The organism is Bradyrhizobium sp. 142, from assembly GCF_023074015.1.
In the GTDB taxonomy this organism is placed as follows: domain Bacteria; phylum Pseudomonadota; class Alphaproteobacteria; order Rhizobiales; family Xanthobacteraceae; genus Bradyrhizobium.
This window is the reverse complement of sequence record NZ_JADPKQ010000011.1, coordinates 1-14,436: the sequence shown is the minus strand read 5'-3', so window position 1 is coordinate 14,436 and position 14,436 is coordinate 1. Positions and strand designations below refer to the sequence as shown.

At 61.3% G+C, this 14,436-nt stretch carries 11 protein-coding genes and 4 pseudogenes; 2 read left to right on the top strand and 13 right to left on the bottom strand.

The window, feature by feature from the left end:
- Positions 1-37 precede the first annotated feature (37 nt).
- From IVA82_RS01035 to IVA82_RS01015, 5 genes and pseudogenes are all read right to left on the bottom strand, one after another.
- Positions 38-1,381, bottom strand: coding sequence for a cytochrome P450 (locus IVA82_RS01035; protein WP_247493127.1), 1,344 nt, complete (start codon positions 1,379-1,381; stop codon positions 38-40).
- Positions 1,382-1,641: 260 nt separating this feature from the next.
- Positions 1,642-2,202 (bottom strand): annotated as a pseudogene (locus tag IVA82_RS01030) (SDR family NAD(P)-dependent oxidoreductase); the annotation flags it as partial.
- Positions 2,189-2,497, bottom strand: coding sequence for a ferredoxin (locus IVA82_RS01025; protein ID WP_247388561.1), 309 nt, complete (start codon positions 2,495-2,497; stop codon positions 2,189-2,191). The pseudogene IVA82_RS01030 and the gene IVA82_RS01025, both read right to left, overlap by 14 nt.
- A gap of 1 nt (position 2,498) precedes the next feature.
- Positions 2,499-3,788, bottom strand: a complete 1,290-nt coding sequence (locus tag IVA82_RS01020) for a cytochrome P450 (protein WP_247388572.1) — start codon at positions 3,786-3,788, stop codon at positions 2,499-2,501.
- A gap of 94 nt (positions 3,789-3,882) precedes the next feature.
- Positions 3,883-4,050, bottom strand: a pseudogene (locus IVA82_RS01015) (cytochrome); the annotation flags it as partial.
- A 584-nt stretch (positions 4,051-4,634) separates the two neighbouring features.
- Between IVA82_RS01015 and IVA82_RS01010 the strand changes: the two are divergent.
- Positions 4,635-5,055, top strand: a pseudogene (locus IVA82_RS01010) (cation:proton antiporter); the annotation flags it as partial.
- A gap of 125 nt (positions 5,056-5,180) precedes the next feature.
- Here the strand turns inward: IVA82_RS01010 and fdxB are convergent.
- The 8 genes from fdxB to nifD form a co-directional block, all read right to left on the bottom strand.
- A complete protein-coding gene (gene fdxB / locus IVA82_RS01005) occupies positions 5,181-5,465 on the bottom strand; it encodes a ferredoxin III, nif-specific (RefSeq protein WP_247279041.1) in 285 nt (94 codons plus the stop codon).
- Between the two features lie 13 nt (positions 5,466-5,478).
- Positions 5,479-5,679 carry a CCE_0567 family metalloprotein gene (locus IVA82_RS01000; RefSeq protein ID WP_247388562.1) on the bottom strand — a complete coding sequence of 67 codons (201 nt, stop codon included), beginning with the start codon at positions 5,677-5,679 and terminating at the stop codon, positions 5,479-5,481.
- 7 nt (positions 5,680-5,686) lie between these two features.
- Positions 5,687-6,157 carry a NifX-associated nitrogen fixation protein gene (locus IVA82_RS00995; RefSeq protein ID WP_247388563.1) on the bottom strand — a complete coding sequence of 157 codons (471 nt, stop codon included), beginning with the start codon at positions 6,155-6,157 and terminating at the stop codon, positions 5,687-5,689.
- Between the two features lie 10 nt (positions 6,158-6,167).
- Positions 6,168-6,563 carry a nitrogen fixation protein NifX gene (gene nifX / locus IVA82_RS00990; protein WP_247388564.1) on the bottom strand — a complete coding sequence of 132 codons (396 nt, stop codon included), beginning with the start codon at positions 6,561-6,563 and terminating at the stop codon, positions 6,168-6,170.
- 22 nt (positions 6,564-6,585) lie between these two features.
- Positions 6,586-7,968, bottom strand: a complete 1,383-nt coding sequence (gene nifN / locus IVA82_RS00985) for a nitrogenase iron-molybdenum cofactor biosynthesis protein NifN (protein ID WP_247388565.1) — start codon at positions 7,966-7,968, stop codon at positions 6,586-6,588.
- Between the two features lie 9 nt (positions 7,969-7,977).
- Positions 7,978-9,621, bottom strand: coding sequence for a nitrogenase iron-molybdenum cofactor biosynthesis protein NifE (gene nifE / locus IVA82_RS00980; RefSeq protein ID WP_247388566.1), 1,644 nt, complete (start codon positions 9,619-9,621; stop codon positions 7,978-7,980).
- Positions 9,622-9,738: 117 nt separating this feature from the next.
- Positions 9,739-11,298, bottom strand: a complete 1,560-nt coding sequence (gene nifK / locus IVA82_RS00975) for a nitrogenase molybdenum-iron protein subunit beta (protein ID WP_247388573.1) — start codon at positions 11,296-11,298, stop codon at positions 9,739-9,741.
- Between the two features lie 81 nt (positions 11,299-11,379).
- Positions 11,380-12,882, bottom strand: a complete 1,503-nt coding sequence (gene nifD / locus IVA82_RS00970; protein ID WP_247388567.1) for a nitrogenase molybdenum-iron protein alpha chain — start codon at positions 12,880-12,882, stop codon at positions 11,380-11,382.
- 1,188 nt (positions 12,883-14,070) lie between these two features.
- Here nifD and IVA82_RS00965 point away from each other — a divergent pair.
- Positions 14,071-14,436, top strand: a pseudogene (locus tag IVA82_RS00965) (hypothetical protein); the annotation flags it as partial.

Genomic DNA, 14,436 nt, shown 5'->3' with positions numbered 1-14,436 from the left:
GCGCCGCTGCCTCGCCACACGGGGATGCGATGCCAGCTCATGAGAATCCGATGCGGATTGTCATGGACGGATGTGCGGTCGGGTAATAGCGCCGGCCTTTTTCGACGTCGCTCAGCAACCGCGGCCGCACCCCGGCCTTGTGCATGGTCAGCGCCAAGGCGATGCAGAACTGCACCAGTTCCAGCCATACCAAGTGGTAGCCGATGCAGACGTGTGGGCCGGTACCGAACTGCAGCATGTCCACCGGCTGGATCGGCTCCGTGCGTTGCAGCCACCGCGCCAGGCGGAACTGATCAGGCGCCTCGTGCAGCAGCGCCGAGGTCGAGAAATGCAGCAGCGGGATGCACAGATGGGTGCCCGCGGGAATGCGCCGCTGGCCGAGTTGCAATTCCTGCAGCGCGCGACGCGGCAGGAGCGTAGCCGTCGGATGTACGCGCAGCGTCTCGCGGAACAGCGCCTCGGCGACCGGACACTGCGCCAGGTCCGCGTGCCGGGTCGGCACCGCGCCCACGCGTTGCGCCTCCTCGACCAGGGCGTCCCACAGCACAGGCTGCCGCGCCAGCTCGATCACCATCCAGGCCATCGTCGAGGCAGTGGTGTCGTGACCCGCAAGCAGCAGCAAGCGGATATTGGCGACCAGGACGTCATCGGAGAGCGCATCTTCGCTGCGATCGAAGGCGCTCACCATCTCGTTGATCAACCCCGTGCGCGCGGCATGCGCGCGCACGTCGCGGACGAACTGGCGCAACTGCGCGTCGATCCAGTCGCGGGCGGCGCGGCCGCGCCGCAAGGGCAGTCCGGGCAGGTCGACCGGGGGCGCGACGATCAACTGCACCACTTGCCGGTACTTGCGATGCCATCCCGGCAGGTCCTGCGCGGGGATTCCCATGAGGCTGAAGATGAGCTTGAGCATCAGGTCGCCGGTTTCGCGCAGGATGGTTACGTCGCCGCGGTCGCGCCACGCCTGCACCCGTGCCCGGATGACGGGCACGAACAGGTCGCCGATGCCGGCCTGGGTCAGCCCCTTGGGCAGGAACGCCGCCTTGATCGCATCGCGCGCCTGCCGGTGCGCGCCGCCGTCCTGGGTAACCAACGTTCCGCCAAGCAATTCGGGCGCGATCTCTTCGATCAGCGCCGAGGACACGTCCTTGTGCCGGAGCAGTGCGAACGCATCCGGATCCACGCAGGTCATCAGGTGTCCGGCAGGGCCGAAATCCAGCCAGAAGTGGCTGCCCAGCGTCCGTTCCGCGCGCCGCAGCAGGCGCGGCAGGTCGCAGACGATGGCGGGAAGATGCCCGACCAGGGGGAAAGCGCCGGCCACGACCGGGATGTCGTGCCGCAGCCGGTGCCGACGGTCCAGCGGGTTGAGCAGCATGTCCATCAGCAGCGCGGCGCCGCGGCCGCTTCGGCGGTGTGCCGGCAGGCCGCGCGGCGCGGCTGTTGCCACCGTCGGCGTACGTCGGCACATGCGCCAGCATGCCGCCGTCGATGCACACGACCTGGCCGGTGATGAACGCAGCATCGTCGTAGAGCAGGAACGCCACCAGCGCGGCCACGTCCATCGGGGCAGCCGACGCGCGGCAGGAGCTGGTGCCGGCGCAGATGCCGTTGCATGCACTCGTCCAGCTTCGCGAGGAGACGCTCGGTCATGACGAGACCCGGCGCAATCGCGTTGCAGCGGATCTGCGCATGACCGTACTGGGTGGCGAGCGAGGCCGACAGCATTTTCATCGCCGCCTTCGACGCGGCGTAGGACGTCTGCGCGGTGTCACCGCTGAGCCCCTGGCACGACGACATGTTGACGATCGCGCCACCGCCGCGGGCGATATGGCCTGCCGGCAGCAGAGCAGCATGCCGCGCAGATTGGTCGCCATGTTCTGATCCCAGACCGCCAGGTCCAGGTCGAGGATCGCACGGTGGCGCGGGGTCAGATGCATGTCGCTCCACCAGCAGGTCGACCCCAGCGAAGTGCCGCTCCGCCGTCTCGAGCAGCGCTGCCACCGCCTGCGCATCGGCGATGTCCATGGCCAGGGCCAGCGCGTGGCCCGCTTCGGCCGCGACCTGCGCGGTGCAGGCGATGGCCGCCGAGCCATCAATGTCGGCCACCACCACTCTGCCGCCCTCGCGTGCGATGGCGAGGGCGCATGCCTTGCCAATGCCGGCGCCGGTCACTACGGCCACCTTGCCTTCAAACCGTGCCATCGTGTCCTCCTGGATTGCGTTGGTCTTTCGCGGCATGCCGCTCGGCCCCCGCAGGAGAAGGCGCAGGGTCGACGCTGGCGCGCTCGTCATCACCAGCGTCGCTTTCGATGAGCCGAATGGCGGCGACCGGGCACTGGCTGGCCGCGAGTCGCACGGCCGCGTGCAGCGCCTGCGGGACCGTCGCCACGCACACTTCGGCCACGCCGTCGGGTTCGCGTTGGCGAAAGGTGCCCGGCAGCGTCAGCACGCACTGCCCGCTGGTTGCGCACAGATCCTGGTCGACCAAGATGCGCATCTCAGCCCCCCTGCGCATGCAGCCGCACCGGCAGCGCGCGGAACGTCCTAAGGAACTCGGAGGTCTCCCGCGTCGGCGGCTCGGCCAATGCCAGCGTGGGGAAGCGCGCCTGGATCCGCGGCAGGCTCTCGGCCAACTGCACCCTGGCCAGTTGCGCACCGAGGCAAAAGCGGATGCCGTGGCCGAAGCTCAGCATGATCTTCCCGTCGGTCGACATGCCAGGACTGGTGCCGTAGAACCGCGCGGGATCGAAACGGTCGGGATCGGCGAAGGCGTCCGGGTCGCGATTGCCGGCCGCGATCAGCACGCGCACGTCCGCGTTCTTCGGGATCACCACGCCGCCCAATTCGATGTCGCGCTGGGCGATACGCAGAGTGGCGCTGAACATGACGGGCGAGTCGCGGCGCAGGACTTCTTCGACGAATGCCTTCACCCCCACGGCGTCTCCCTGAAGCCAGTGCCGCTGTTCGGGATACGCCAGCATCGCCAGGACCGCATGGTCGATGGTCGCAGCAGTGGTTGCGAAGCCGCCCAGCAGCATGCCCCAAAGCATGCTGATCAACTCCGCATCCGACAGCGTGTCGGCATCGTCGTCGTGTGCGCCGACCAGCATCGACACGATGTCGTGGCGGGGATTGGTGCGCTTAAGCTGTATGAGGTCGCCGAAGTAGGCCTGCACCCTGGCGCTGGCCGCGTCCGCCGTGGCGAGCTGGGGGTCGCTGGCGTGCGGGCCCAGGCCTTTCAGAATGGGGTCGATGACGGCGGCGAGCCCGAACATGTCGTCCTGGGGCATGCCGAACAGTTCGGCCAAGACCAGCATGGGCAAGGCCAGCGCGAATTCCCGATGCAGGTCCACCGCCTCCCCGCGCTCCAGCGCGGGCGCCATGCCATCCAGGCGCGCTGCGACGATGCGCGCGATGCTCGGCCGCAGGTTGTCGATCTGGCGCATGGTGAAATCGGGCGAGATCAGCCGGCGCAGACGCGTATGCGTCGGCTGGTCCTTCATCGCTAGTGTAGACGCCAGCAGATTGAGTGACAGGCTGGTCGCCGCACGCGGGAAATAGCGCGCCAGTTCGCCCGGCGCCGGTGCCCGAAACGCATCGCCCGTGGCCGTGAGCGCCCAGTAGATGTCGGCGTGGCGGCTCAACAGAAAGAGGCCCGACGCCGCGCGATGCACCGGATCGTGCTCGCGCAACCAGTGCATAAACGGATACGGGTCGTGGATACGCGCTGGCGACGCCAGTTCGGCGAAGGCGTCCCGGCATGCTGCCGTGGTTTCTTGCACGTCCATCTTGGTTACCTGTTGGCTGGCTGATCTGATCGGCGCGCGCCAGGCGCGCCGGCAAATTGCGGAGAACATCGCGATTCCCGGCGGCGTCCGAGCATCACCAGAGCCCCGGGAACCCCTCGAACCCGCCAGTGATGATCTCCTTGCGCAACTTCGCTCCTTCGGGCGCCACGGCCAGGCGCAGCGCGGGAAAGCGCTGGAAGATCGAACCGAACACCACCTTGAGTTCAAGCCTGGCCAGCGCCACGACGATGCAGTAGTGCGGGCGGCGAGCCTGTTTGGTAGGGGGCGATTTCGCCGAGACCCCCTTCCCATAGAATGCTATCTGATGCGGATTTGACATTTTGCTTTTCTTTCTTCGTTCCATCGATCGCGGTGTCATCCACGAAATGAAGGTCGGTCGGCGGCTCCCGGCTCGCAACGAAGGAGTTTCAAAACTCGTGCCATTCGGGCGACCCAGCAGAAGAAGAAGATTGTGATTGCTTTTCAGCGGATCAGCCTGAGGCCAAACAAGAGCTCGGCGAAATAGGCCGGTGTCGCGGACCAACAAAGGCGACAGAACAGTGTCGGATAGTCGTCAGACGTCAGACCGGCGACACCTTCTTTATCAGTTCTCCTGAATGACGATTCCAGTTGCTTAGTATATCCGGCCTCTCGCAAGTGGACTGCTGTTGCAGCCAAGCCATGATGAGATCCGCGCACGCCGTTCCCAATAAATGGTTGGGGCACGAAGCCCGCTTTTTTACACAGGGCTTACGGTATGCTGATCCACTGTTTCGTCATCACTATTCGCGAGCCTTGCAATCGAGCCAGAAGCGTCAGGTAAACGCGGGATCTCTGCGTTCGTTGCCAGAACAACATCTGTTCGAATCGCTAACAAAGACAGTGCTCCAGATCGACTTCACGTGGTTGTCATGAACGGGATGCTAGCATTCTAGCTCTTCGCGGGAGCGCTCCACGTCGATCTCGCAACATTGGTAAGCCGCGCCGTACCCGTAATCGTTCTTGCCACCTTCGCCACGATCACGTCGACGTTTATCGTTGGCTTTCTATTCTGGCAGGCCGCTGGTCTCCTTGGTCAGTCGCTGCCGCTGTCCTGGGCGCTGGTGTTTGGCGCGCTCATCAGCCTGACCGATCCGGTGGCGGTCATGGGTACGCTCAAAACGTAAAGGCACCTGAAAGTCTCGAGGTCGAGATGCAGGGCGAGTCACTCTTCAACGACGGTGTCGGCATTGTCGTTTTCACGATCCTGCTGGCCTTCGCCTCCGGGGCCCATGCGAGGTCGTGGCCGATTCGGAAAACTGCCGGCTTCACGCCAGAACAGGTCGGATCTGGGCGCTCCCTACCAGCTTGTATCTGACAACTGGCTCGTCGATCTCGTCGGAGAAAGCTAAGTCAACCAGGTGGTGTGTGGGTCTGACAGTTTGTTGGGCACACCCGGGCGCAGGCGCTGCAGCCGATGCAAGCGCCTTCGTCCTTCAGCACCATGACCTTCTTTTCGAGCTCATCGTCGTCCTCGTCGAGATCGATGATCTCGCCACCCTCACTTAGCCCCTTCAGCGTCATGACCTCACGGCCGCAGATCTTGTAGCAGCGGCCGCAGCCGATGCACTTCTTGGGATCGATAGCAACCAGGTAGTCCGGCCTCCAATTGCGACCGTCGCGGGTCCTGAATGACATGGCTAACCGTCCGTTATGTTTTGTCCAGCGCCTGGAGATATTGGCGTTTGCTTTCGAGCTCGCTGAAGGCAGCGTGGGCCTTCTGGGCCACGCTCAGGATCGACGACCAGTTGACCGGCAGCTCCTCGGAGAGGTCGTGGAGGTCCATCTTGGCCTGAGTCGCCTTGGCCGACAGCTTCTTTATTTCCGCTTTCAGAGTTTCGATATCGCTCACACTTGCCTCAACAACTCGCCACTTCCGGGAACTTACGGATCATCTCAACGCCACTGTTGACGAATTTGTCGCCTTGATTGGCGAGATCAGAGAGATGGTCGAAACCAAAGCGATGCACGTCGCGCAGCTGCTTGCTCACGACAACGAGCCGGCCGCCGATTAGCACGATCCGACCGAACCCTTCGTGATGCATCTTCAGCATTGGCGAGATCATCACACCGGTCGCCTTCTCGATCGAGAGCGCAACGGCGTCGAAGAACAGCTCCAGCCGCCATGTCGTGTCCGGGTCGGGATTGCCGACGATCGGCAGCGCACGGCGCTTGCGCTTGTCGAGAACGTAGGGTTCGAGCAGCTCGAGATCCTTTTTGCCCTCCCAGGCGCCGTGGGTGTCCTGGGCGCGCCAGATCTTGATGAGCTCTTTCACAAATGGCCCCTCCGCCGCGGCGGCGGCTGGAGTGACTTCAGACGGATCGGCCATCTTTGTTCCTTCAGGCTTCGAAATCCACCGTACGTTCACGGCTTTTGGTGAGCAGCTTCCGCAGCCAGGGCGGCGGCGATCCCTTCAGCACGGTTTCGAGTTTGACGCAAAGATCGTGGATGGGCTCTGGCTGCAGCACCTTCATGGGATGGATGTTCCTGGCGACGACTCGCGCAGCACCCGAGCCGCCAATCGCCGCAACATAGAGGATTGCGCACTCCCTGATCGCCTCGATCTTCGGCGCGAGCTTATCCTCATTGCCGTCTTCGGTGAGGTCACCGTCGAACTGGATCGCCTCAATAAACCGATGCCCGTCCGGGCCGACCTCGTAGATCGCGATGTTCTTGGCCCAGCCGAAGTGGGCATCGACGTGCTTCAAGTCCTGAGTGGCGAATGCAACTTTCATCCGGGTTGTTTTCTCTCCCTGCTCAATGCAACTGGGGCGGATGGGCCTGCGGGCCGCCGCAGGTTGATCGCCAGGTGTCGGGCGTCGGCCCATGGTTGGCTTCGCGGTCGGTGATGATCAGATTGGCGATGTCAAAGATCAGATCGCGCGTGCCGCGATAGCCAGCGATCGTGAGGTGCGCAGCGCCAACGCGATCGAACATCGGAAAGCCGACCCGGAAGAACGGGACATTGAGTCGCGAAGCGGCCTGGCGACCATGTGAATGCGACATCAAGAGGTCGCAGTCACGCGACCTGGCAAGCTGTTCAAGATCCTCCAGATCGCCGATCAGGACGTCCTCGGTCCTGACCCGCTGGAGCACCGGTGAGTTCGTCGTCGTCACCGCAACACTTACCTGTGCGCCCATCTCGTGGAGCAAGCTGGAGAGATCGAATAACAAGTCCGGCTCGGCGCCGATCGCGAGCTTGCGGCCGCCGATATGGAAATGTGCATCCAGCATGGCGTCTGCCAGCTGTCCACGCTGCCGGCGATATTTCCAGGGCACCGACCGGCCGCTGATCTGGCTCAGGAAGGCGATGAATTCGTCATTTGGGATAAGGCCACAGAGCCGCTCGAACAGACGGAACGGCGTGCCTGTCCGCACCTGCATGGCCTCGGCCGCACGGCGCATTTGCGCGCCGATCGCGATCGTCCAGGCCACCTGCCCCATGGTCGCAATCTCGTCCACTCCAATGCCCCCGATCGTGGTGGGCGTGAATTCGTCGGGGATGTGACCGTCCAGCGAACCGGCAATGTCCGGCAGGAACGAGGGTTTGAGCCCAAAATCCTCAAAAATCGTGCGAAGCTCGTCGAGATCGCCGGGCGTGAGGTGACAACCAGGTAGCACGTTGACGCGGGAGATATCGCGCGGTCTCGCTGTGTCGACGGGAGCCACAAGCACCTCGATCATCCGCGCCACTGTCTTGCCCCAGCCATCCTGAAAGGCATCCTTGAAATCCGGGGTCGAGACGTAGACAAGGGGGAGCTTTTCGAGCTTCGGATGCTTCTGTCGGATCAACCGGATGAATGCTTCGACGTCATCGCCGTTGGTCTCGGTGACGCCAGTCGAATTGATGCCAATGATCTCGGGCTCGACGCGATTGTAGATGTTGAGGATCGCCTGTTCGAGATTCTCGTGGCCACCGAGCACGGTGGCAACCTCGCTCATGGCGGTCGTCTGCATCGGCACGGCTTCATTGAAATGGCGCACGAACAGCGTCAGCCCGAACGAGGTGCAACCTTGCGGGCCGTGCAAAAGCGGCATCGCGCCGCGCAGGCCTAGGAAGGCAAATGAGCCGCCGATCGGCTGGCTCATTTTGAGCGGGTTGACCGAACAGGCTTTTTTCGACGTAGTGACGATCGCCATGCCGTTCCCCTACTCCGCCGCCTGCAGCGCCGGGGGCTGCAGATCGGAACGAATGTCCTTACAAGCAACGCACCGTGCGGTGGAATTGGTGCACGGCTTGGCGGGCCTGGCGAGGTTCGGGCCATGCGCCGCAATCGCGCTCTCGCCACCGCTGGCCTCACTTTCATTGGAGAGACTTATCGTATTGACGTCGTTCTTGCTCGCGTCCCGAACTGGATCAGCGGCTTGCGCATACATCTGCGCAACCGTCCTTGCCTGACGCTTTCGGTCGAACTCATCCCATGGCGCGGCTTGGCGGAGTTGATCCCATATCGGGTTGTAGAGCGCTTTCTCGATCTCCTCCATGAGCTTGACAATCCCGATATAGCCCATATAGGCGTGGCAGCGCTCCTGGTTGATATCGAGCCACGGCGTCCCCGCCTTTAGTGCGACGAATTGCGACTTGCCGCCGGAGAGCATGATGTCGGCTTTTGCGTCCTTTAGCATCTTGTAGATCTCGCGAGGCGACATGTCCTCGATCATGTGGGCGTGCTGGCCCATTAACTCCTTGATACGTTCCTTGTCCTTCTTGGTCGATTTCTTCACGGACGTGCCGACGATCTCGAGCCCGGCCTCTTGCAAAGCGGCCACCATCGACCAGGATTTCACGCCACCGGTGATGAGAACAACCCTCTTGGCGGCAAAGCGTGGCTTGAAACGTTCAATCGCAGCCCAGGCTTTGGTCTCTTCGCGTGCGATCAGGGCTTGCGTGCGTTCCATCAGCTCAGTCGGCGCGCCGCGTTCGATCAGCATGCGCGCGATCTGGCGTAGTGAATCGCTGGAATCCTCAATACCGTAGAACGAGCCTTCAAAAAACGGGATGCCGTAGCGCTGCCTCATCTTGCGTGCGACGTTGATCATTGCCTTTGAGCAGACCATCATCGCGGCTTTGGCTCGGTGCGAATAAGCCACCTCGCGATACTTGCCGTCACCCGAGATGCACGACAGGATCCGGATTCCGAGCTCATCGAGCAGCGGCTTGACCTGCCAGAGCTCGCCCGACAGGTTGTATTCGCCGATGATGTTGATGTCATAGGCAGTGGTGTAATCGGGCTCTGCGGTACCGATGACGTGCTCCAAGAGTGCTTCGCCTGCGAGCTTGTTGCCAAGGTTCTTCGACCCCACAAATCCCGGTGCATTAATGGGAATGACCGGTTTGCCAAATTTGGCGGAGGCCGCCTTGCAGACCGCATCGATGTCGTCACCGATCATTGCGGGCACGCATGTCTGGTAGACGAAGATGGCCTGCGGGTCGTATTTCTCTGTGATCTCCTTGACTGCCCTGTACAGCCGCTTCTCGCCGCCGAACACGATGTCGGTCTCGCTCATGTCCGTGGTGAAGCTTCTGCGCCACAGATCGGAGCCGGAGGAGGCGGAACCGCGATTGTCCCAAGAATTGCCCTCACAGGCGATTGGACCATGCACAAGATGGGCGACGTCGGTGAAGGGCTGCAGTGCGACTTTGGCGCCATCGAAGGCACACCCGCCGGCGACGCCGCCCGGCTTCAGCTGCTTGGTGCATCCATTCTTGCGCTCGACGTTCGACTTGCTTGCGTTCTTGGCGCAGCCCGGTTCGTTAAAGACGTCCCGCATGGTCGTGGGAAGCGAATTCATGGTGTCTCTTTCGGGGATGTCAAGACACCGCACAGACCAAGAGGGTGGCCGGCGGATAACTTGTGATCCCCGCCACAGCGCCGCTGTTCCAGCGGACGATGAGGCGGGGCGCTCGCCTTAGCGTATGATGTCGAAGCTGTAGTCTGTCTTGCCAACCGAGCTGGTTTTTCTATCGATCTCATCAAAGATCTTGTCGAGAATCTTGACCAGCACATTCATGCTACCCTGATAGCCCCACACTGGATAACGATGGTGATGATGGCGATCGAAGATGGGAAACCCGATGCGGATTAGCGGCGTTCCAGTGTCACGCTCGAGATACTTGCCGTAGGTGTTACCGATTAGGAAATCGACTGGTTCTGTGAACAGGAGCGAACGCATGTGCCAGAGATCCTTGCCCGGGAAGGCGCGGCAGTTTTTACCGAACGGCGAGCTCGCGAACAGCGCCTGCATCTTCTGCTCCCAGGCCTTACTCCCGTTGGTCGAGAGCACGTGCGTCGGCTCAGCGCCAAGCTCCAGCAAGAATGCGGCCAGGCCATAGCAGAGGTCGGGATCGCCGTAGATCGCGAACTTCTTGCCGTGAACATGCGCGCTAGAGTCAGCCATTGCGTCTACCAGACGCCCGCGCTCCCGCTCCAGCGCATTTGGAATTGCCTTGTTGGTGATACGCGACAGCGTCATCAGGAAATCGTCCGTGGCGCTGACACCCAGCGGGTGATTGAAGGCGACGACCTCCTGGTCGTGCCCCTTGATGAAGGGCAACGTCTTCTCCGTACAGTATTGCTGCATGGAAATGGTTGCCTTCGCATGGACTGCGTTCGCGGCATCCTGTAGTGTGGTGCCGCCATCATACATGCGGAACTCGCCGTCGGTGGGGGTATCGAACACATCACTGTTATCCGCGAGGATCGTGTAGCCGATCCCCATCAGCTCGAAGATGCGCTTTATCTCACGGGTGTTTCCGACAGTGTAGCCGTCGAAGCCACCGATGAAGTTGATCCAGTTGTTCGCTTTGCGCTGGAGTTTTGGCGCCGTGCCGGCTTTGCCATCCCAGAAATGCTCGAGGATGCCCTTGAGCGTGTTGTCGTAGCCCGTAATGTGGCTACCGACGAATGCAGGAGTGTGAGCGAATGGTACGTCGTAGTCCGCGGGGACTGAACCCTTTTCCTTTGATGTTTTGATGAAGGCGTTGAGGTCGTCGCCAATGACTTCCGCCATGCAGGTCGTGGCGACCGCGATCATCTTCGGCTTGTACATGTTGTAGCTGTTGGCAAGCCCGTCGGTCAGGTTGTTGAGCCCCCCGAACACAGCCGCGTCTTCCGTCATGGACGAGGAGACGCACGAGGTCGGCTCCTTGAAGTGCCGCGACAAATGGCTGCGATAATACGCGACGCAACCCTGGGAGCCGTGGACGAACGGCAGTGTGCGCTCGAACCCGAGCGCGGCGAACACCGCACCTAGCGGCTGGCAAGCCTTCGCCGGATTAACGGTTAGCGCCTCGCGGGCGAAGTTCTTCTCGCGGTATTCGGGCGTCTTGGACCATTCTCCGACACGGTCGACTTCGGCGGGATCGTGCGGATTCTCAAATAGCGCCTTCTTATTGGCCAGCATCTGCTGGTATTCGTCTCCCCGGAAAAGCTCAGAGTGGTCGAGTATGTGTTCGGCGTTCTGTGTCATCATGGCACTCTTCAGGTTCTTGTGTTCGTTCTCCTGCCCTTCCCCTCCTCTGTGGAAGAAAGGGCCCGGGCGTCGGCTTTCCTATTCCGCCGCCATGAGGCTCGGCCGCGGAGCGTCCTTCCAAGGTGCGGTGGTCTTCCCCCAGATCGGGGAGTTGATTGCCATGTCCATGTCTCGGGCGAAGATCGCGAAGCCGTCATAACCGTGGTAAGGACCCGAGTAGTCCCAGGAATGCATTTGGCGGAACGGCACGCCCATTTTTTGGAAGACGTATTTTTCCTTGATACCGGAGCCGACGAGGTCGGGCCGGATCTTTTCTACAAAGCGCTCGAATTCGTAGCCGGTGACATCGTCGTAGATCAGCGTGCCGTCCTTGACGTAGTGCTGGGCGGTGCGCTGATAGTCGTCGTTGTGACCGAACTCATAGCCTGTGCCGACAACATCCATGCCGAGGTCCTCATAGGCGCCGATGACGTGGCGAGGACGTAGGCCGCCGACGAACAGCATTACGGTCTTGCCATCGAGCCGCGGCCGGTATTTCGCGGTCACCGCATCGACCAGCGGCTGATATTTCGCGATGACGCGCTCGGCGCCCTCCTTGATCTTATCATCGAAGAAGCTTGCAATTTTGCGCAGCGACTCCGCGATTTTGGAAGGCCCGAAGAAGTTGTACTCGCACCAGGGAATCCCGAATTTTTCCTCCATGTGCCGTGAGATGTAGTTCATCGAGCGATAGCAATGCAATATGTTGAGCTTCGCTTTCGGCGTCGCCTCCAATTCAGCGAGAGATCCATCCCCGGACCACTGGGCGATGACGCGCAGGCCCATTTCTTCGAGCAGGATCCGTGACGACCAGGCGTCGCCGCCGATGTTGTAGTCGCCGATGATGGCAACGTCATATGGGGTCGGCTCAAATTTAGAGCTGGCTTCTGGGGCGCTCTTGTCGAAGATCCAATCTCGAACGGCGTCGTTCGCGATGTGATGGCCGAGCGATTGTGACACGCCACGAAAACCCTCGCACCGCACAGGCACGATGGTTTTGCCGCCATATTCCTTTGACTTTTCTCTGGAGACTGCCTCGATATCGTCGCCGATCAAACCAATCGGACATTCGGACTGAATGGTGATGCCCCTGTTGAGAGGAAACAGCTCCTGCAGCTCGTCGATGAGTTTGGTGACCTTTTTATCGCCGCCGAACACGATATCCTTTTCCTGGAAATCGGAAGTGAACTGCAGTGTCACGAACGTGTCGATGCCGGTCGTGCCGACGTAGTAGTTGCGCCGCGAGCCCCATGAGTACTGACCACAGCCGACCGGTCCGTGGCTAATGTGGATCATGTCCTTGATCGGCCCCCAGACCACGCCCTTGGAGCCCGCGTAGGCGCAGCCGCGGATGGTCATCACACCCGGAATGGACTTGATATTCGACTTGACGCCACAATCCGACTTCCCCGCCTCGTGAACACTCAGATGCTTGGCGCGCCTTTTGGCGGTCTTCTCTGGGTAGACCTTCAACACCTCATCGATTAGCTGCTTGTTGCGCGCCTTGATCTCTGCGACGCTTTCGGTAGTTGCTCGGCTCATACAAATTTCCTTTCGATTGTCGTCTCAAGTGAAGAAGCGGCGCTTTTCCGGTAGACCGAGGGATTTCCGATCCGGCGTTCAGTATGTGCAACCTCCCCGATCGGTCCTACCGGTCGCAACTTCGCGGCTTCTGGATCATACCGCAGCGGTCGATCAGGATGTTGTAGCTCATCTCGGCTGAGCGTTTGCGAGCGCCCTGTGTGACGCTGTTGATTTGTCGACGGGATCGCTGACCAAGACGCGTCTCGGTGATGTCATGCCCGCCCTCCAGCGATTGGTCATATCCGCTTCTTTACTCGCTCGCGCGCCATCGGGGGGCCTGTCTCTCTACATGTCGATGAAGGGCTAACAGCCGCCTCTTGCGCAGGAGTCTGCAACGAGTGTGCCAGCGCTGGCTGAATACAAAAACCCACGTCTGTAGAGCTAGATAGCTGGCAGGATGCGGATTGTTATAAACCTGACCCTGTCTGGCACCGACAGGCGTACCCGCTAACGCCCTGTCTGAAACAAAACAATCACTTGCGCTCTCCGCCAGCGACATGGCTAGAGTCTTCCCGCGCGCCGACGTCCCTCCGGTGCGCAGCTTTGCTTGGCGCACCCATCGAGCGATCGCAAACACCATCGGTTCGAGATGGACTTCAGCGCACGTAGATGCGCCCATGGTGTTTGCGATCGATCCTAAGAAAGTGGTGATTGAGCTGCACCACCTCTTCCGGATGACTAAGAGAACTCAGTTGTCAGCAGAACGCTTTGTTTCACTTACGCGCGATCTTTCGCTTCGCTCGTCATTCCAGTTGATGTCGTGGAGACGCGCTCTAATGTGGCGACACCCGATCTCGTGGAGAGCATTGGGGCTGATCGATTCTCAACCCGCGATAGCCTTAAAGGCGCAAGCTCGTGGCCCTTCGTCGTTCGGGGTAAAGGGGTCGGCGTTCTACAATGGCCCCGTCCTTGTCATTCGGCAGTCCAGTCGCAGCTCGCTTCAGCATCTCGGTTAGACACGCCACGACGCAATTCGGCGCTTCGATCGGGCGCGCGTCGACTTTTTTCTATCGCCGCTTGCGGGAGCGTGACACGGTGAGCCGAAGCCGGCACGCGGCACCGAGTGCAGCGACAACGAGGCCGGTCTGATGATGAGCGCGAGGCGCTCCTCCCACTGAAGACGGACACCACTAGCCGACCGATTCCATGAAACCAGCCCTCACGGAACTGAACGCATGCTGGGGGCTTCCTCGTTTGAGATTGGCTGAACGAGGATTGGTTATCATGGCGACATGGCGGCAAGCAGTTGAGCTGGCGATGAGCGAGGCAGAAATTGAAGCGTTGACGGCTCTTTCGCGATCCCGAACCGAGCCGGCGAGCCGGGTGTCACGGGCCACGATGCTGCTGGCCTACCGCGAGAACCCATCGTTCTTTGCCGTGGGACGAAGACTTGGCGTGCATCATCAGACGGTGCAGCGCTGCGTTGAGCGGGCGGTCGCTTATGGCGCGCTGGCGGCACTCGACGACCGACCGCGGCCGGGCAAGGAGCCAGTGATCACGCCGGAGGCCAAG